We start from the raw sequence: 17897 nt of genomic DNA on the forward strand, positions 1-17897 counted from the left end.
TTCGGTGGGTCGTTACATACTGCGGCGCCTGCTGCAGTTGATCCCCGTGTTCATCGGAACAACTTTCATCATCTACGCGCTGGTATGGGCGATTCCGGGAAATCCCTTCGCCGGGATGTGCGGGCCACGCGGATGCCCGCAGGCCTTCATCGAGCAGATGAGCCAGCAGTACAACCTGGATGAACCGCTTCCGGTGCAGTACGTTCTTTACTTGGGGCAACTGCTCACCGGCAATTTCGGGGAGACGTTCAACGGGATCGAGGTCAGTACGCTGATCCAGAACGCCTATCCCGTCACCCTCAAGCTCGCGACCATCGCCTTGATCGTCGAGGCGGTCGTCGGTATCGCGGCCGGTATCCTCACCGCACTGCGCGGTAAGGGCTTCGTGGACAACCTCGTGCTGGCCGCCACGCTGTTCCTGATCGCGGTGCCGGTCTTCGTCAGTGGTTTCGTCCTGCAGGTCGTGCTCGGAGTACAGCTCGAGTGGATCCAACCCTCGGTCGGCTCGGACCCCGCCATCGGCGAGCTGATCGTGCCCGGGATCGTGCTCGGCAGCCTGTCGATGGCCTACATCGCACGGCTGACCCGCACGGCGATGTTCGAGAACAAGCGGGCGGACTACATCCGCACCGCCACCGCCAAGGGGCTCGCTCCGAAGCGCGTGGTCGGGATTCACATGCTGCGCAACTCGCTGATTCCCGTGATCACGTTCATCGGCACCGACTTCGGTGCGCTGATGGGCGGCGCGATCGTGACCGAGGGTGTGTTCAACATTCACGGCATCGGTGGACTGGTCTTCAACGCCATTCAAACCCAGGAGGGGGTCACCGTTACCGGAGTGGTCACCCTGCTGGTGATCGTCTACCTGCTGATGAACCTACTCGTGGACATCCTTTACGCGGCTCTCGATCCGAGGATTCGATATGACTGACTCCGCCGAAACCCGGAACCGGGGCGGTACTACGGCCGCGACAGTGGAAACCGCGACCGAAACGGAAAGCAAGGCGCCCACAACCCAGGGCGGAAAGACGTCCGCGTCCCAGGACGAAAAGCAACGTGGCCTGTGGGGCGACGCCTGGCAGGACCTGCGCCGGCGCCCCCTGTTCATCATCGGCAGTGTGATCGTCGTGCTGCTGGTGGCGATCGCGGCGTTTCCCGGCCTGTTCGCCCCCGGTGACCCGAACGCGCAGAATCTGACGCTGGCGCGACAAGGCCCCTCGACCGGGGCCTGGTTCGGCTACGACACTCTGGGGCGCAACATCTACACCAGGGTGATCCACGGCGCACGGGCCTCCATCGTGGTCGGCGTGCTGGCCACCCTGCTGGCAGTGCTCATCGGGTCGCTGGTCGGCCTGATCTCGGGTTACTTCGGCAACAAGACGGACAGCTTCCTGTCCCGCTTCGCGGAGATCTTCCTCGGGTTGCCGTTCGTGCTCGGTGCGATCGTGATCCTGTCGGTGTTCAACGCCGGGATCGCGGGAGCACCCAGCACGGTACGGATCATGACCCAGGTGATCGTGACCATCGGGGTGCTGGCCTGGCCGATCTGCATGCGGATCATGCGCTCGGCGGCGATCGCAGCCAAGCAGCAGGACTACGTCAAGGCCGCCAAGGCCCTGGGGGCGAGCCATTCCCGCATCATCTTCAAACACGTGCTGCCGAACTGCCTGGCCCCGGTCATGGTCTATGCCACGATCGCGCTCGGCCAGTTCATCGGCCTGGAGGCGACACTGTCCTATCTGGGACTCGGCCTGCAGTATCCCGTCGTGTCCTGGGGAATGATGATCTCCGACTCGCAGCAGTACATCATCAGCACGCCGCACATGCTGCTGTTCCCGGCCGGGTTCCTGGTGGTCACCGTGCTGGCGTTCGTGATGCTCGGCGACGCGGTCCGCGACGCGCTGGACCCCAAGCAACGGTAGAAGGAGGACCGCAATGTCGACTGTGGACGACAAGGTTGGCGGCTCTCCGGAGTCGCGCCTGCTCGAGGTCGAGGACCTGCACGTGGAGTTCCGCGCCAAGGACGGCGTGGCCAACGTGATCAACGGCGTGAGCTACCACGTCGATGCCGGGGAGACACTGGCCGTGCTCGGCGAGTCCGGCTCCGGCAAGAGCGTCACGGCCCAGACCGTGATGGGCATCCTGGACACCCCGCCCGGCTTCGTCACCGGAGGCTCGATCCGCTATCGCGGCGAGGACATGCTCACCGCCTCCGACGAGCGTCGCCGCGGACTGCGCGGCGAGAACATGGCGATGATCTTCCAGGACGCGCTGTCGGCGCTGAACCCGGTGTTCACCGTCGGATTCCAGATCGCCGAGCAGTTCCGCTTCCGGCGGGGCATGTCGCGCAAGGACGCCATGGCCAAGGCGGCCGAGATGCTCGACATGGTGCAGATTCCCAACGCCAAGCAGCGCGTGAAGGAGTTCCCGCACCAGTTCTCCGGCGGTATGCGCCAGCGCGCCATGATCGCGATGTCGCTGGCCCTGGACCCGGACCTGCTCATCGCCGACGAGCCCACCACGGCTCTCGACGTCACGGTGCAGGCCCAGATCATGGACCTGCTCGACGAACTGCGCAAGGAGCGGGGGATGGGGCTCATCCTCATCACCCACGACCTCGGCGTCGTCGCCGAGATCGCCGACCGCATCGCGGTCATGTACGCGGGGCGGATCGTGGAGTCCGCCGACGCGCACTCGCTGTACGAGCAGCCCGGTCACCCCTATACCGAGGGGTTGATGGAGTCGATCCCCCGGCTGGACATGAAGGGGCACGAGCTGGCCAGTATCCAGGGCCTGCCGCCGAACCTGACGAACATCCCGCCGGGGTGCCCGTTCCACCCACGCTGCTACCGGGCCGAGGACCAGTGCCGGGAGAAGGTGCCCGAGTTCCACGATCTCGGAATGGGGCGGACCAGTGCCTGCCACTTCGCCGAGGAGTTGATGAGCCGTGACTGACGTGTCCCCGGAAGCGAACCAGGAACCGATCCTGCAGGTCCGCGATCTCGTCAAGCACTTCCCGGTGACCCAGGGCGTGGTGTTCAAGCGCACCATCGGCCATGTCCGGGCGGTCGACGGGGTGTCGTTCGACCTCAACAAGGGCGAGACTCTCGGTGTGGTCGGTGAGTCCGGCTGCGGCAAGTCGACGCTGGCCCAGGTGCTGATGCGGCTGGAGAATCCGACCAGCGGCACGGCGCTGTTCGAGGGCGAGGACATGTTCGCCAAGAAGGGCGCCGACCTGCGCAGGCTGCGCCGCGACATGCAGATCGTGCTGCAGGACCCCTACACCTCCCTGAACCCGCGCAAGACCGTGGGCGACATCGTCGGCGAACCCTTCGAGATCCACCCGGAGGTGGCACCGAAGGGCGACCGGCAGCGCAAGGTGCAGGAACTGCTCGACATCGTCGGGCTCAACCCCGAGCACATCCGGCGGTATCCACACCAGTTCTCCGGCGGGCAGCGCCAGCGCATCGGCATCGCCCGAGCCCTGGCGCTGAAGCCGAAGGTGATCGTCTGCGACGAGCCGGTGTCCGCACTGGACGTGTCGATCCAGGCGCAGGTGATGAACCTGCTGGGTGAGCTGCAGTCGGAATTCGGACTGTCCTACATTTTCATCGCCCATGACCTGGGCGTGGTGCGGCATCTGTCCGATCGGGTGGCGGTGATGTATCTGGGCAAGGTCGTCGAAACCGGCACCGAGGACCAGATCTACGAACACCCGCAGCACCCCTACACCCAGGCGCTGCTGTCCTCGGTCCCGGTGCCCGATCCGGCTCGGCGGGACAGGCGCGAGATGATCCGGCTCTCCGGGGACGTGCCGAGCCCGGCGAGTCCGCCGTCGGGATGCCGTTTCCGCACTCGCTGCTGGAAGGCCACGGATCTCTGTGCCGAGCAGCAGCCGACGCTGAAGATCCGCAGTGAAGGCGGGCAGGAAGTCGGCGAGGGTTTGGATCTCGAGGAGAGTGCACACCCGAGCGCCTGCCACTTCGCCGAGGAGCGTCCCCACGTCGTGTCCTGAGGCCGGCTCGGTTGGCCTTGGTGGGGTTGACGTTTTCCCGAAAGCGTCAACCCTCTCACCAGGCACAAGGCACGCAGTTTGCACGGCCCTGCTCACGAACTGGAGGCCTCACCCGAACGGATTATTTGACTCTTTGGCGCAGTGAGTCATAATGGGACTGTCAGTGTCGAAGGGTGAGACAACCCAAGACAAGTTGACACAATCCAGACAGCGAGCCGGAGCCCCCAAGGGGTTGCGAGGATAAGCCGGAACCGGGAAACCGGATCCCTCCGTCTGTGCGACGGTTGTGGCTCCTCGAGCCCACTTGGGGGCTCCGTCTGTGTCAGCAAGCCTGGCACAGGGCCTGCCACCAGCATCGATCCGTGATGTAGTCGTCTTCGCCGATCACCTTGATCCCCCTGCCAAGTAAGGTGCCATTGTGCCGACGAAGCTGGTGGCCACATTTAACCAGCAGGTTGGCGCACTCGTGATCATCCGGAGTACCGCTCAGTGCGACGTTGAGCATGCCAGCATGGATGTCGGCAAGTTGGATGCCATCGTAGGAGGATGTGTCATACCACTTGGGTGGCCAAGCTATATACTCCCAAGGAACAGTCAACGGTGATAGCCGTGCTCGAGCCAGGTTGAGGTAGTCGACTGTTGCTTCATGGTCCATGTGCTTGACCGAGCCGAGTCGCATGATGGCTAGCCGAGAACCTCCCGACCAGTCACGAGCTGTCCAGGTAACTCGTTCCAGCAAGAGCCGCGTCGTGTAGTTGTAGAACTTCGGTGCATCACTGCGTAAGGCAGCTTCAAACTTGATGGTGTCTTTGTGTGCGATGACGTGGATGACCTTCACATCTACGATATCGGCGAGCATATTGGCAGCAAGGTCACGGCGGTCGGAACGCTTGGCTCTGAAGTGCTCGGTCCAGTGCAATGGCCGTGATGTTCCCACGACGTGGCGTAGTCCCCCAGCAACTGCTCGAGCGTGCGATACTCGCTCGTGCGGGATGATGAGAGCGGTCATGGCGAAGAACGGAGATGACATCTTACTAAAGCCACGATCGCCGGTTTCGTCGACGTAGACTTCAAGTTTGGGTAACTTCCCGGCCCACGAGGGAGTTTGCGGCACCGGAGGCCAGACATCGCCCTCGAAAGTCGACAGCTCCACACTGAATCCTTCCGGCTCGCTCAACGGGTCACCGAAAGATGATCATAGCTTACGCTGTGTGCGCGTTACGGTGGCGAGGTTCGGGGTGGACGGCCTGTTCGTCCCCTCTTGGTGAACGAACGGACCGTTCACTCTCTGCAACAATCACTCAACAAGCGGATGTGTGGCCGTCTTGTCGGCTGCCACCATTCCTGTGCCAGGGCATACCGCACTCGACGCCGGAATGGTGCTCCTGACGGAGGACGACGCTCATGACCGAGCAGGAACCGGAGTACATCGACGCCCCACGCGAATCGCTGCGCGGTGCGTCACCGACCGAGCAGTCCGAACTGGACCGACTGACCACCGAGTACCGCGAGGTGGATTGATGGCCGGGCAATGGTTCAACCGGCCCGGCTCCAACCTGGCCACCCTCGCCCGTGAGACGGGGTACCCCGTCATCGAGGTCAGCGGGTGGAGCACTCGTGGGAACGGTTCGCTCGGCAGTCACGTCGGCGTGGTGGTCTGCCACCACACCGCAGGACCCGAGCCGGAACAGACCTCCAGCAATTACCCCAGCCTCAACGTTGTCACGTATGGCCGCCCCGGACTCGACGGGCCCCTGTCGCACTTCGGGATCGGCTATGACGGCACCATCTATGTCATCGCGGCCGGGCTGGCCTACCACGCGGGGGCCGGCGGTTGGGCCGGTTTCAGCGGTAACTCCACGGCACTGGGCATCGAGGCCGAGGACTCCGGTGACGGTGACTGGACCCCGCAGCAGCTCGACGTCTACCCGCGCTTGGCAGCCCGTATCTGCCAGTTCCTCGGCATCGGTGCTTCGGCGGTCTGCTTTCCTGAAGATGTGCTGATCCTTTGTCGTGATGGCCTGAAGCCGATTTCGTACGTTCAAGTCGGTGATGAAGTATGGACCCACAAGGAACGTTGGCGTCCTGTAACGGCTGTCCATAGTCGTGTGGCTGAGACCGTCACTGTGAAAGGACAGGGACACCCGGGGCTGGTGACGACAGCGGAACATCCGTTCTTGAGTGCTGTGGTTGATCGTGGGCGTATCGAAGGTCGGCCAGGAGGCAACTATCGTCGTGTACATGGAACGGAGTGGGTTGCTGCAGGAAGCATGGTCGGGCGTCACTGGGCAACACCCACCGAGTTCGGTGACGAAGAATCGATACCGCCGATCAGGAGCAATCCCGGGGAGAGAGCGGTTGAGATAAACCAAGAACTTTTTTGGGTCCTTGGTCGCTGGGCGGCGGACGGGAGTGCCAGTGGCGGGAGAATCGCACTCTATGGAGGCCCGGGTGAGGCAACGGAAATCGAGGAACATTGCCGGGCCGCCGGCCTCCGTTGCCGTACCTCGCAAGGGAGCACGGCGACACGAACCGCGATTGGTTCGACGGCTTTGGAAAGGTGGTTCCATGAGCACTTCGGGCGTCGCGCAAGCGCCAAGACCGTGCCTGCCTGGTTGCTGGGAGCTCACCCGAAGTACCGCGAGGCCTTCCTCGACGGCTATTTGTCGGGCGACGGCTACTGGATGAACAGCGGTCGCAATGAGGCAAGCAGCGTGAGCAAGAGGCTCGCTGTGGGAGTCAAACTGCTGGCGCAGAGCTTGGGGTGGTCTTCGGCGCTGTACCACGAACACCGCCAAGCGGGAGAGATCCAGGGCAGGGCCGTGAATCAGCAGTCACGTTGGCGTCTCAGGCTCACCCGGTATCAGTCGCATCGTCAGCAGTACTTCGAATACGCCGGATACCGATTCGGGCGGGTCCGTTCGGTCGAGCCCAGTGGTGAAGACAAGGTCCACAACATCACTGTCGCCGAGGACGAATCATTCTTGGCCGATGGCATCGTGGTGCACAACTGCGGTCATAAGGAATGGGCGCCGAACCGCAAAACTGATCCCGCAGGCATCGACATGGACGATTTCCGCGCACAGGTTGCCGATTATCTCGCCCATCCCGAAACCATCCGCAAGGAGGACGGCATGCCATCAGCCGACGAGGTCGCCGAGGCCGTGTGGAAACACATGATCCACAACCACTGGCTGGACCGCGGGGAATGGGCCGAGACGGTGCTCGGGGCGAATCAGGACCGCGTGATCCGGCAGCAGATCACGCCGATGCGGGACCAGGTCGCAGCCTTGGCGCGGGCGGTGGCCGCTCAGAACGGTATTACCGCCGAGGACATTGCGGCAGCGCTCGTACCGCGCTTGTCGGAGGAGCTGCTGCCGACCATCGAAGCTGCGGTCACCGACGCACTCGGGCAGGACAACGCCGGCCAGGCCGAGGCCATCATCGATCGCATCGCCCAGCGCCTCGCCGGTGGGCAGGCCGGTTCCTCCAGTACCGCCGACACCTCCAGTACCTGAGCGCACCTGCGGGGCGGTCCTGACGTCGATCGAGGTCGATCCGTGGGCGCGCCCCGCAGTCGCGGACAGTGGCCGGTTTCCCGATCGCCTACCGCGCGAGGAACTCGGCGAGGTCGGCGGACTGCTTGATGCGCGAAGGCTCGTGCACGTACATCATGTGCCCCGCCGGGTAGTAGCGGACATCGATGTTCTCGCGCAGCTCCTGTGGGATCGTCAACCGCGCCAGCGTGTGCTCGGCGGCGAAGTACGGTGTGGCTCCGTCGGTGTGCCCGCAGCCCACGTGCACCTGCAGGTACGGGTTGGCGCGCATCGCGGCGGCCAGCTTGTCGGTCACGGCCACCGCACTGCCTTCGAACTCCTTGTACGACCACGGATGCACCCGACTGGTGATCACCTCGTACGGCAGGTCGTTGACGTAGTTCAGCTCCGCACGCAGATAGTGGTTGATCGCCGCCGAGTAGGCGCCGATGATGCCGGAGACACTCGGGTCGTCGGTGAACCGCTCACCCCCCGCGTCCGGTTCCCAGCCGGTGAACCGCCCGTCCATCCGGCCCACGGTCAGACGCCGGTCGCGCAGCAGTTCGGTGAAGAATCGGATGTGCTCGATGCGCAGGTCCACCCGGTCCACATAGTCCTCGGACAGTCCGGTCAGTGCCGCCGTCCGGCGCACCATGTCCGCGCGTTCCTCGTCCGAGAGCCGTGCCCCCCGCGCGAGCGCCCACGGATAGTCGCGCGCGGCGAACTCCTCGGCCTCGTCGAGGACTTCTCGCAGCGGGCGTTCCCCGTGTTTGCCGTGGTGGTGGGCGATCGCGGCATAGGTCGGCAGGAACAGCGAGTAGGGCAGGTCGTTGCCTTCGGTGAACCGGATCGTACCCATGTCCAGGACCGCCGAGATCAGGAGCAGGCCGTTGAGATACATCCCGTAGCGGGTCTGCACGTGCTCGGCGAGCGCGGCTGCGCGCAGCGTGCCGTAGGACTCCCCGGCGAGATACTTCGGTGACATCCAGCGGTTGTTGCGCGTCGTCCACAGTCGGATCAGTTCACCGACGGATTCGATGTCGCGCTGGTAGCCGTGGAAGTCGGTGGGGTCGCCGCCCTTGACCGCGCGTGAGTAGCCGGTGGAGATGGGGTCGATGAACACCAGGTCGCTGTGTGCCAGCAGTGTTTCGGGATTGTCGGTCAGCCCGTAGGGCGGTGGCGCGAGCTGGCCCGCGTCTCCGGAGAGCACCCGGCGTGGCCCGAGCAGACCGAGATGCAGCCAGGTACTCGAAGCGCCGGGGCCACCGTTGAACGCGAACGTGACCGGGCGGCTGCCGGGTTCGGCGGTGTCGACCACATAGGAGGTCATGAAGACCTCGGCCTTGGCCACGTGGCCGTCGAACTTGCCGTTGGTGTGGTCCTCCTCCCGAAGCACGACACGCCCCGTGGTCGCGGTGTAGGACAGCTCGGTGTCCTTCGCGGTGATCGTGTGGTGCGTGCTGACCAGATCGTCGGCCGGTTCGGCCGGGGTCGTGGTCTGCCCCTGCTCGGGATCGCCGGTTTTGCCTTGTTCCTCACTGGCTGCCATATCCCGCACCTTACTTTCTCCGGGAACAGGAGGCTGGTGACTTGGTGGAGCCGACCCCGAGTCTGCCAGGGTGGAATCGTGACGGAAGGAATTTCCGAGCTGGTCGCCGAGCCGCTCGCCGATCCCGCGCGGACCGCGGCCGCCGCAGGCAGCATCGACGAACTCGATGAGCGGGTGGCGCACTGCACCGCCTGTCCGCGTCTGGTCGCCTGGCGTGAAAAGGTGGCCAGGGACAAGCGCGCCGCGTTCCGCGAGGAGCAGTACTGGGGCAGACCCGTTCCGGGGTTCGGCCCTTCGGACGCGTCCATCGCCGTGGTGGGCCTGGCTCCGGCAGCCCATGGTGCGAACCGCACCGGTCGGATGTTCACCGGGGACCGTTCGGGGACCGTGCTCTATCGGGCGCTGTACGACGTGGGGTTGGCCTCGCAGCCGGATTCGCACCGCATCGGCGATGGTCTCGAGCTGTTTTCCACGCGGATCACCGCCCCCGTGCGCTGCGCACCTCCGGTGAACAAGCCCACTCCGAGCGAACGTGACACGTGCCGCCCCTGGCTCGCTCGTGAACTCGAACTGCTGCGACCGACCCTGCGGGTCGTCGTGGTTCTCGGTGGATACGGGTGGCAGGCACTGTTGCCGGTGCTGAATGCCTCGGCGTGGCGGGTTCCCCGGCCACGTCCGAAGTTCGGACACGACGTGCATGCGCAACTGCCCGCCGCCGACGGTGGTGCCGACCTGCATCTGCTCGGTTGCTACCACGTCAGTCAGCAGAACACCTTCACCGGCAGGCTCACGCCGGAGATGTTGCGGAACGTGCTCACACGGGCGAAGGATCTGGCCGAGCTCGGGTGAAGGCGATGCGGGCGGGATCGTCCCGGTGCCCCGGTGATCGTGCCCGCTTACTCGGGATCGAATGCGGCGCGTGCTCCGGCGCGCCGCGAAATTCGGTAGTCTGGACCCGTCCCGATCAAGAAGAAAATCGGGGCGGGAGTTCCCTTTGCGGGAAGAACCCGAATGGGAATGGATGCGCGCAAGGCCGCTGCTCTCCCGAAACCGAGCGGAAAGACCCGGGATTACTCGGAGTTTTTGCCCGAACACAAAAAGGAATGTGACCAAGGACACCGGCGATGGGTATCACAGTTGGGGGGACCTGAGCGAAACCTGTGAATGGCCGGTGTGACCATAGAGGCATGGCTGATAAATCCGATCCCACCCGGATTCTCATCATCGGCGGCGGCTACGTCGGTATGTACACCGCGTTACAGTTGCAATCCAAGCTGGGCCGCCGTGAGGCTTCGGTGACGGTCGTCGACCCTCAGCCGCACATGACCTACCAGCCCTTCCTACCGGAAGCGGCAGCGGGCAATGTCGAGCCCCGCCACGTGGTAGCGCCGTTGCGCCGGGTCTTGAAGCGATGCCATGTGCTGACCGCTCGTGTCACCGCAGTCGACCAGCAGGATCAGGTCGTCACCGTCGAGGGTTCCGAGGGAACCGTGGAAACTCTCGGTTACGACGTGCTCGTCGTCGCGCTCGGTTCGGTCTCGCGGTTGCTGCCGATTCCCGGCCTGGCCGAGCAGGGTATCGGCCTCAAGACCGTGGGCGAGGCGATCTACCTGCGCAACCATGTACTGGCGAAGATGGACGCCGCCTCGAACACGTCCGATCCCGAACTGCGCGAGCGGCTGCTCAACTTCACTTTCGTCGGCGGCGGGTACGCGGGTACCGAGGCGCTCGCCGAACTGGAGGACATGGCTCGCTACGCCACCCGCTACTACGACAACATCTCGCCCGATGACATCCACTTCACCCTCATCGAGGCAGCCGGGCGGATCATGCCCGAGGTCAGCGAGAAAATGGGTGTCTACACCGTCAAGGCACTCGAAGAGCGGGGCATCAAGGTCTACCTGAACACCTTCCTGAAGTCGATCGAGAACGGCCACGCCGTGCTCTCGGACGGCACCGAGTTCGACACCGACACCCTCGTGTGGAACGCGGGTGTGAAGGCCAACCCGGTGCTGAAGAACACCGACCTGCCGTTGGACGATCGCGGTCGGGTCAAGGCCACCTCGCACCTGCAGGTCGAGGGCGTGCCGAATGTGTGGGCGGCGGGTGACTGCTCGGCTGTTCCCGATCTGTCCAAGACCGAGCAGGACCCGAACGCGACCTGCGCCCCCTCCGCGCAGCACGCGGTGCGCCAGGCCCACCAGCTCGCGAAGAACATCATCGCCAGCCTGCACGGGAAGAAGACCCACGAGTACCGGCATGCCAACGCGGGATCGGTGGCCGGGCTCGGCCTCTACAAGGGTGTGGCCGATGTCTACGGGTTCAAGGCCAAGGGCTTCGTGGCCTGGTTCATGCACCGTACCTACCACGTGAGCAAGATGCCGACCTTCAATCGCAAGGCTCGGGTGCTGATCGATTGGACACTGGCGTTCCTGTTCCGCCGTGAGGTCGTGTCGATGGGCCAGATCCAGGACCCGAAGGCCGACTTCGAGCGTGCTGCCTCAAGCTGAGTTGCCGGGTGGGGGGCATCGCCGCACGCTCGGACTCGGCCGGTGCTCCTCGCCGCGCGGAGTGTTGATTGCTCCGCTTGGAGGTTTCGGCCGGGGTGGAACCACAGGCAGGATCGATACGTCCGAGGGGAACCGGCGGAGTCGCTCCGGGTGTGCCGGGTGACCGGCTCCTCTCCCCGCGGACTCGGGTTCCACGGGCTGATAAGCCCAGCGCCCCCGTAGCCCAATCGGCAGAGGCAGACGACTTAAAATCGTCGTAGTGTGAGTTCGAGTCTCACCGGGGGCACCGACCAAACACTGTGTGACCAGGGAAAACGGCGGCCACCTTGCTCGGTGGCCGCCGTTTTCGTGCCCTTTTGGGTCTCGGTTGCCCGCTATGTCGGCCCTGCTCGGACGGGAACGCGGTACGCGGACCTGCTATGTGGTCGCGAGGACCGGGGTGCCGACCTCGGCGAGTTCGTTGCGGCAGGTCAGCGCACTGTGGGTGTCGGTGACCTCGAGCAGACGCAGCACTTCGGTGGCGGAACCGGCGGTGAGCAGGACCAGCTCCCGTTGCTGTGCCCGCGCGTGCTCATCGGCCTCGAAGAAGACCTGCAGCCCCGAGGTGGCGAGGAAGTCCAGGCCGGAAAGGTCGCAGACAACGGCTTTGCCGTCCGTGGCGGCCAGGCACTCCTGCAGTACGCGGGCAAGCTTCGGCGCACCGAGCAGGTCGAGCTCACCACGCAGATGCAGAAGTACGCGGCTGGCATCCTCCTGGACGCGGCACGACAGCCGTCTCGTCTCCGCGGTGGTGTGTTCGCGCACATGCTCGACGGTGGACAGGTGGGCAAGCGGTGCCGTCGGCATCGGATGACTCCCATCTGGCTTCGTTGTAGCCGTGCAGTCCGAGGCGGACTCGACGACTGAACTCGATGGCTGTGTGCTCAACCCACTCTCCACCGTAGGAGCCGATCACAAATCAGCAACAGACGGTGTGGCACGTGCATACGGCGTGTCTCGATTGTTTCCGCGTAACGGCCACCGTGAAACTGCGGGTGCGTACACTGGGAGAGGCGAGAGGGTCCGGTATCGACGTCGGCCCGGTACCGATGTCGGTATTGTTGCCACCGTCGGTATCGTTTCAGTCCTGTCTCGCCGTGTCGACGTGCCGTTCGCCTGCCCTCGTTCGTCGAGGGGCGGCTGCCCGATTGTGGCTGTGCGGATGTGACCGCTCGGTTGTCGCCGCTCGGTTGTCGCCGTGCGCGTCGCCGTGGCCGGTGTCCGGTCGGCCCGTGCGCGGAAGCGACCCGTGCTCGGTGGCCAATCACCTCGTGGCACCCTGGTAGGGCTGCCGCGCCCGCAGGACTGGGACGGCTGTGCAGGTACGACCCGGGAACGGTTACCGGGTGATGACCAGGAGTGGTTGAGTGTCCGACTTTTTCGGCTTTATCCTTTACCCGGTGTCGGCCATCCTGTGGTTCTGGCACAAGGTTTTCGGCGCGGTGCTCGGTCCCGACAACGGCTTCGCCTGGGCGCTGTCGGTCTTCTTCCTGGTGTTCACCCTGCGCCTGGTGCTGCTCAAGCCCGCGATCAGTCAGATCCGGGCCGGGCGCAAGATGCAGAAGTTCGCCCCGCAGATCCAGAAGTTGCGGGAGAAGTACAAGAACGACCGCCAGAAGATGGCGCAGGAGATGCAGCGGCTGCAGTCCGAGCACGGGGTCAACCCGGTCGGCGGTTGCCTGCCCGCGCTGCTGCAGATCCCGGTCTTCCTGAGCCTGTTCTACGTGCTGCGCGGCTTCAAGCCGACCGCGCAGAGCAACTACGTCTTCGACAGGAGTGGTGTCGAGTCGTTCATCAACGCCGACATCTTCGGTGCGAAGCTGTCGAACTGGATCACTCAGTCCGAGGCGGTGCTGGAGGACTTCGGCACCACTCGCATGGACATGCTCATCGTCGGCATCCCGCTGATGATCATCGCCTCGGCCGCGACGTACTTCACGATGCGCATGAACGTGAAGCGGCAGACCGATGCCGCGATGGCCAATCCGCAGAGCGCCATGCTCGGCAAGGTCATGATGTACCTGGCGCCGATCGGCACGCTGATCTCGCCCTGGTTCCTGCCCATGGCCGTGGTGCTGTACTTCATGGCCAACAACCTGTGGACGCTGGGCCAGCAGCACTTCCTGACCAACAAGGTCGACCGCGAGGAGCAGCGGGAGAAGGAGCGCGAGCTCGCGGCGAAGAAGGAGGCACCTCGCCCGAAGCCCGGTCAGAAGCCCGGTCAGAAGTCGGGACAGCTCGCGGGCGACAAGGCTGCCGGCGAGGACGGCGACGAGACCACGCAGGTCGAGGAGAAGGGTGCCACGGAGGTGGCCGGTTCTTCCTCGTCCAACGGCAAAGCCGGCGGTGGGCAGCGTTCCGGTGGTCAGAAATCCGGTGGTCAGGACGGTGGCGGAACCAACGGCAAGCCCAACGGGAGCCCGAAGAGCAAGCCGGGCGGAACCTCGGGTAAGAAGCCGCAGCAGAAGAACCGGCCGGGCAAGCAGCAGACTGCGGCCAAGAAGAGCCAGAAGAAGCGACGTTGACGCAATGGCCGCGACCGGGTCGCCAATCGCCGGTGGAAGCGGCACAGCAATATGATCGTTACTCGCGAGAATGTTGCTACCGGGTAGTTTTCCGAGGGGAGGGGCCGCACCGGAAGCTGGGGTAAAATCAGTTTTACGTGAGATGGGAACCGATCGGCCTGTCCGGTCGTTGTAACCGGTGACGGCGCGAGTACGCCCAGGAGGAAGAGTTGCGCACTTCGAGCAACCCCGCGTTCAAGAACCTGCCGAGTAGTGGTGGTGGGTACGCGAACTTCAACGCAGGCCAGAGCCAGGCCGCCGGTTACGGCACCGGGCTCGGCCAGCCGCCGACTGCGCAGCAGACCGGGCGGCCGATGACGATCGACGATGTCGTCACCAAAACCGCGACCACGCTGGCGATCACCATCGGTACCGGTGCCGCGACCTACCTCGTGGGCGGCGCGGCCGCGATGGGGCTGGCACTGCCTGCCGCGCTGATCGGTTTCGTCCTCGCGATGGTCGTCATCTTCAAGAAGAAGGTGAGCCCGGCGCTGGTCATCGCCTATTCGGCGGTCGAGGGCGTGTTCCTCGGCGGGATCAGCTACCTGTTCGCCAACTTCGTCACGAACAATCCGGCCATCATCATGCAGGCGATCGCGGGCACGATGGGTGTCTTCGCGGCGATGCTGGTCGTCTACAAGACCGGGGCGATCCGGGTCACGCCGAAGCTGACCAAGTGGATCATCGGCGCGCTGGCCGGTGCCGTCGTGCTGATGCTGGTCAACCTCGTGATGAGCTTCTTCGTCGCGGGCGGACTCGGCCTGCGTTCGGGCGGCCCGCTTGCCATCGGCTTCAGCCTGCTGGTCATCGGTATCGCCGCGTTCACGTTCCTGCTGGACTTCGACGCCGCCGACAAGGCCATCAAGGGTGGGGTGGACGCCAAGTTCGCCTGGTACATCGCCTTCGGCCTGATGGTCACCCTGATCTGGCTGTACCTGGAGATCCTGCGGCTGCTGTCGTACTTCCAGAGCGAGTAGCCCGGGGCCTGTCCCGCGCGCTACCGGCTTCGACCCGGTGAGACGCACAAAAAGGGGCGCCTACCACCCGAACGAGGTGGCAGGCGCCCCTTTTTGTACCGAGGCGGTGGTTTTCGAGTCGGCGGTTCAGCGACCACCCACCCGGGCCGAAAATCTCCTCATCAGCTGAGGCGTTCGAGCACCATGGCCATGCCCTGTCCGCCGCCGACGCACATCGTCTCCAGCCCGAACTGCTTGTCGTGGAACTGCAGCGAGTTGATCAGCGTCGTGGTGATGCGTGCGCCGGTCATGCCGAACGGGTGCCCGACGGCGATCGCACCGCCGTTGACGTTGAGCCTCTCCAGCGGGATGCCGAGCTCCTGATACGAGGGGATGACCTGGGCGGCGAAGGCCTCGTTGATCTCGACCAGATCCATGTCGCCCGCGCTCATCCCGGCCCTGCCCAGTGCCTGCTTGGAGGCCTCCACCGGGCCGAGCCCCATGATCTCCGGCGAGAGCGCCGAAACCCCGGTCGACACGACGCGGGCCAGGGGAGTCAACCCGAGCTGCTTGGCTTTCCTGTCGCTCATGACGACCACGGCGGCAGCACCATCGTTGAGCGGGCAGGCATTGGCCGCCGTGACCCGGCCGTCCGGGCGGAACACCGGCTTGAGCCCGGACACGCTCTCCTTGGTCACGCCCGCACGGGGGCCGTCGTCGGTGTCGACGATGGTGCCCGAGGGAGTGGTGACAGGGGTGATCTCCCGCGACCAGAAGCCGTTGGCGATCGCCTTTTCCGCGAGGTTCTGCGACCGTACGCCGAACTCGTCCATCTCGTCCCTGCTGATGCCCTTGGTCCGTGCCAGGTTCTCCGCGGTCTGGCCCATCGGCAGGTACACATCGGGCAGCTTGTCGAACTCGCGCGGGTCGGTCCAGTTCTCGGCGCCTTCCTCGGCCACCCGCTTCGTGCGGGCCTGCGCCTCGTCGAAGGCCGGGTTCTGGGTTTCGGGCAGCGAGTCGGAGTTGCCCTTGGCGAACCGGGAGACCAGTTCGACACCGGCGCTGATGAACACGTCACCTTCACCGGCCTTGATCGCGTGCATGGCCATCCGGGTGGTCTGCAGGCTCGACGAGCAGTAGCGGGTGATGGTGGTGCCGGGCAGGTGGTCGTAGCCGAGCAGCACGGAGACCACGCGGGCCATGTTGAAGCCCTGTTCTCCGCCGGGGAGACCGCAGCCCAGCATCAGATCATCGATCTCCTGCGGATCGAGTTCGGGCACCTTGTCCAGTGCCGCCCGCACGATTCGGGCGGTGAGGTCGTCCGGCCTGCTGTCGACCAGTGACCCCTTGCCTGCCCGGCCGATGGGTGACCGGGCGGTGGCGACGATGACTGCTTCGGTCATGGCGGGAACTCCTTCGATTCTCCGGCTGTCGAAAACATTCCTACTTGCCGACGGGCTGTCGCGGGAGACCTGTCTCGCTGGGCAGATTCCGTCACGCGATCGGATGTGCTCACTGTAGGCGCGACCACAGCCACTGCGTGGTGACCGCAGTCACCCTACTTGATGGTAACCGACCAGTCGGTACGCGAGGTCAGGAATCCGCACGACGACGCAGGTGTCGATTCAGCAGGGCGATGAGCCTGCGCGTGGGCCGTCGTGCCTCGGCGGCCGAGGATCGCGTGGGAGCGGTCGGCACCGGTGCGCCCGCCCATTCCCCGATCGCGTGGCACAGCGTGGGCAGCAGCATGGTCGCCGCTGCCTCGTATCCGGCCGCCGAGGGATGGAAACGGTCGTGACTGAAGAGCTCGGTGGGGCGCGTGAGGAACTCCGGCGACAGCAGGTCGGCCAACGGCACCGCATGTCCACCTGCCTGCTCGACGGCCCGGCGCTGAGCCTTGCCGAGAGCGAGACTGACCGAGCGGACGACAGCGCGCAGTGGTTGCGGAATCGGTCGGATCGCCCCGAGGTCCGGGCAGGTGCCCGCGACGACGGCAACGCCCTCGGCGGTCAATCGCTCCACGGCCGCGCCGAGCAGACGGGCGCTCGTCCGGATCGGCACTCGGGAGGTCACGTCGTTGGCACCGACGAGGATCAGGACCAGTCGAGGTGGTTCGTCGAGCACGGTGTCCACCTGAAGCCCCAGTTCCCGGGTCGTGGTGCCCACGACCGCATGTGTGGTCAGCGAGACCGGCCGTTCGAGTTCCTCGGCCAGTCCCCGTGCGATCAGCACACCCGGTAGTTGATCCGGAAGGTCGACGCCGAGGCCGGCAGCCGAGGAGTCGCCGAGCACCACGAACTCCAACGGCGCCACGTCGGTGTGCGGAGGAGGGCCACCGGGCTCGGAGACATGATGGCTTTCCGGGTAGTGCACGCGGTCCGCCCGTAGCGGCCCCGACCTCGGCGGGCCGATGATTCGCCGTGCCCGCCGGGATTGCTCGTTGAGCAATCCGTAGGCAGCACCGGACAATCCGCCCACCGTGCCTGCTGCAAAGGCGGCGAGCCGGAACATCTTCGGCCCGATCATCGTCTCCTCCTGTGCGATGGTCCGCGATACTCGCGCCCGTTGCTGCACAGCCTGCGCCGTCCTCCGCCGCTTCGCTCGACTTTTTACCCGTTTGCAGCAGCCTCGGCTTCGTCTTCATGGGTACGTGCCTCGGGAGGTATTACGGCAGCGCACATTCATTCCCCGGTCGTGTGTCACCGGACCAGGTGTCTGGGGTCGACGC

General features: G+C 65.0%; 14 protein-coding genes and 1 tRNA gene. 10 read left to right on the forward strand and 5 right to left on the reverse strand.

The window, feature by feature from the left end; translation table 11 throughout:
• The first annotated feature begins 4 nt into the window (after positions 1-4).
• Genes JOF55_RS14315 through JOF55_RS14330 form a run of 4 tightly spaced genes read left to right on the forward strand, consistent with a single transcriptional unit; the run spans position 5 to position 4015 of the window.
• Positions 5-931, forward strand: coding sequence for an ABC transporter permease (locus JOF55_RS14315; RefSeq protein ID WP_310274435.1), 927 nt, complete (start codon positions 5-7; stop codon positions 929-931).
• Positions 924-1922 (forward strand): ABC transporter permease, encoded by a 999-nt coding sequence (locus JOF55_RS14320; protein ID WP_310274437.1) that lies wholly within the window; start codon positions 924-926, stop codon positions 1920-1922. The genes JOF55_RS14315 and JOF55_RS14320 overlap by 8 nt, the downstream gene beginning before the upstream one ends.
• A gap of 13 nt (positions 1923-1935) precedes the next feature.
• Entirely contained in the window at positions 1936-2955 is a 1020-nt protein-coding gene (locus tag JOF55_RS14325) for an ABC transporter ATP-binding protein (RefSeq protein WP_310274438.1), read from the forward strand.
• Positions 2948-4015: an ABC transporter ATP-binding protein gene (locus JOF55_RS14330; protein WP_310274441.1), complete on the forward strand. Its 1068-nt coding sequence runs from the start codon at positions 2948-2950 to the stop codon at positions 4013-4015. Before JOF55_RS14325 ends, JOF55_RS14330 begins: the two co-directional genes overlap by 8 nt.
• 322 nt (positions 4016-4337) lie before the next feature.
• Here the strand turns inward: JOF55_RS14330 and JOF55_RS14335 are convergent, their stop codons facing one another.
• A complete protein-coding gene (locus JOF55_RS14335; RefSeq protein WP_310274443.1) occupies positions 4338-5168 on the reverse strand; it encodes a DUF3800 domain-containing protein in 831 nt (276 codons plus the stop codon).
• A 367-nt stretch (positions 5169-5535) separates the two neighbouring features.
• Here JOF55_RS14335 and JOF55_RS14340 point away from each other — a divergent pair, with 367 nt between their 5' ends.
• A complete protein-coding gene (locus JOF55_RS14340) occupies positions 5536-7533 on the forward strand; it encodes an N-acetylmuramoyl-L-alanine amidase (RefSeq protein ID WP_310274445.1) in 1998 nt (665 codons plus the stop codon).
• 88 nt (positions 7534-7621) lie between these two features.
• Here the strand turns inward: JOF55_RS14340 and JOF55_RS14345 are convergent, their stop codons facing one another.
• The gene (locus JOF55_RS14345; protein ID WP_310274446.1) at positions 7622-9100 is read right to left on the reverse strand and encodes a S10 family peptidase; all 1479 of its coding nucleotides are present in this window, start codon (positions 9098-9100) and stop codon (positions 7622-7624) included.
• 78 nt (positions 9101-9178) lie between these two features.
• Between JOF55_RS14345 and JOF55_RS14350 the strand changes: the two genes are divergently transcribed.
• The 3 genes from JOF55_RS14350 (at position 9179) to JOF55_RS14360 (ending at position 11896) form a co-directional block, all read left to right on the forward strand.
• Positions 9179-9949 (forward strand): uracil-DNA glycosylase, encoded by a 771-nt coding sequence (locus tag JOF55_RS14350; RefSeq protein ID WP_310274449.1) that lies wholly within the window; start codon positions 9179-9181, stop codon positions 9947-9949.
• Positions 9950-10287: 338 nt separating this feature from the next.
• Positions 10288-11610, forward strand: coding sequence for an NAD(P)/FAD-dependent oxidoreductase (locus JOF55_RS14355; protein WP_310274451.1), 1323 nt, complete (start codon positions 10288-10290; stop codon positions 11608-11610).
• Positions 11611-11822: 212 nt separating this feature from the next.
• Positions 11823-11896: transfer RNA gene (locus JOF55_RS14360), tRNA-Leu, on the forward strand.
• A 131-nt stretch (positions 11897-12027) separates the two neighbouring features.
• Here JOF55_RS14360 and JOF55_RS14365 read toward each other — a convergent pair.
• Positions 12028-12456, reverse strand: a complete 429-nt coding sequence (locus JOF55_RS14365; RefSeq protein WP_310274453.1) for an STAS domain-containing protein — start codon at positions 12454-12456, stop codon at positions 12028-12030.
• 593 nt (positions 12457-13049) lie between these two features.
• Between JOF55_RS14365 and yidC the strand changes: the two genes are divergently transcribed.
• Entirely contained in the window at positions 13050-14174 is a 1125-nt protein-coding gene (gene yidC, locus JOF55_RS14370; protein ID WP_374727282.1) for a membrane protein insertase YidC, read from the forward strand.
• A 209-nt stretch (positions 14175-14383) separates the two neighbouring features.
• Positions 14384-15190, forward strand: a complete 807-nt coding sequence (locus JOF55_RS14375) for a Bax inhibitor-1/YccA family protein (RefSeq protein WP_310274456.1) — start codon at positions 14384-14386, stop codon at positions 15188-15190.
• 161 nt (positions 15191-15351) lie between these two features.
• On the opposite strand, the gene JOF55_RS14380 is transcribed toward JOF55_RS14375, so the two are convergent.
• Positions 15352-16572, reverse strand: coding sequence for an acetyl-CoA C-acetyltransferase (locus JOF55_RS14380; RefSeq protein WP_310274458.1), 1221 nt, complete (start codon positions 16570-16572; stop codon positions 15352-15354).
• A gap of 190 nt (positions 16573-16762) precedes the next feature.
• Entirely contained in the window at positions 16763-17695 is a 933-nt protein-coding gene (locus JOF55_RS14385) for an SGNH/GDSL hydrolase family protein (RefSeq protein ID WP_310274460.1), read from the reverse strand.
• Positions 17696-17897 lie beyond the last annotated feature (202 nt).

Origin of the sequence: Haloactinomyces albus, assembly GCF_031458135.1 — a bacterium.
Taxonomy (GTDB): Bacteria; Actinomycetota; Actinomycetes; order Mycobacteriales; family Pseudonocardiaceae; genus Haloactinomyces; species Haloactinomyces albus.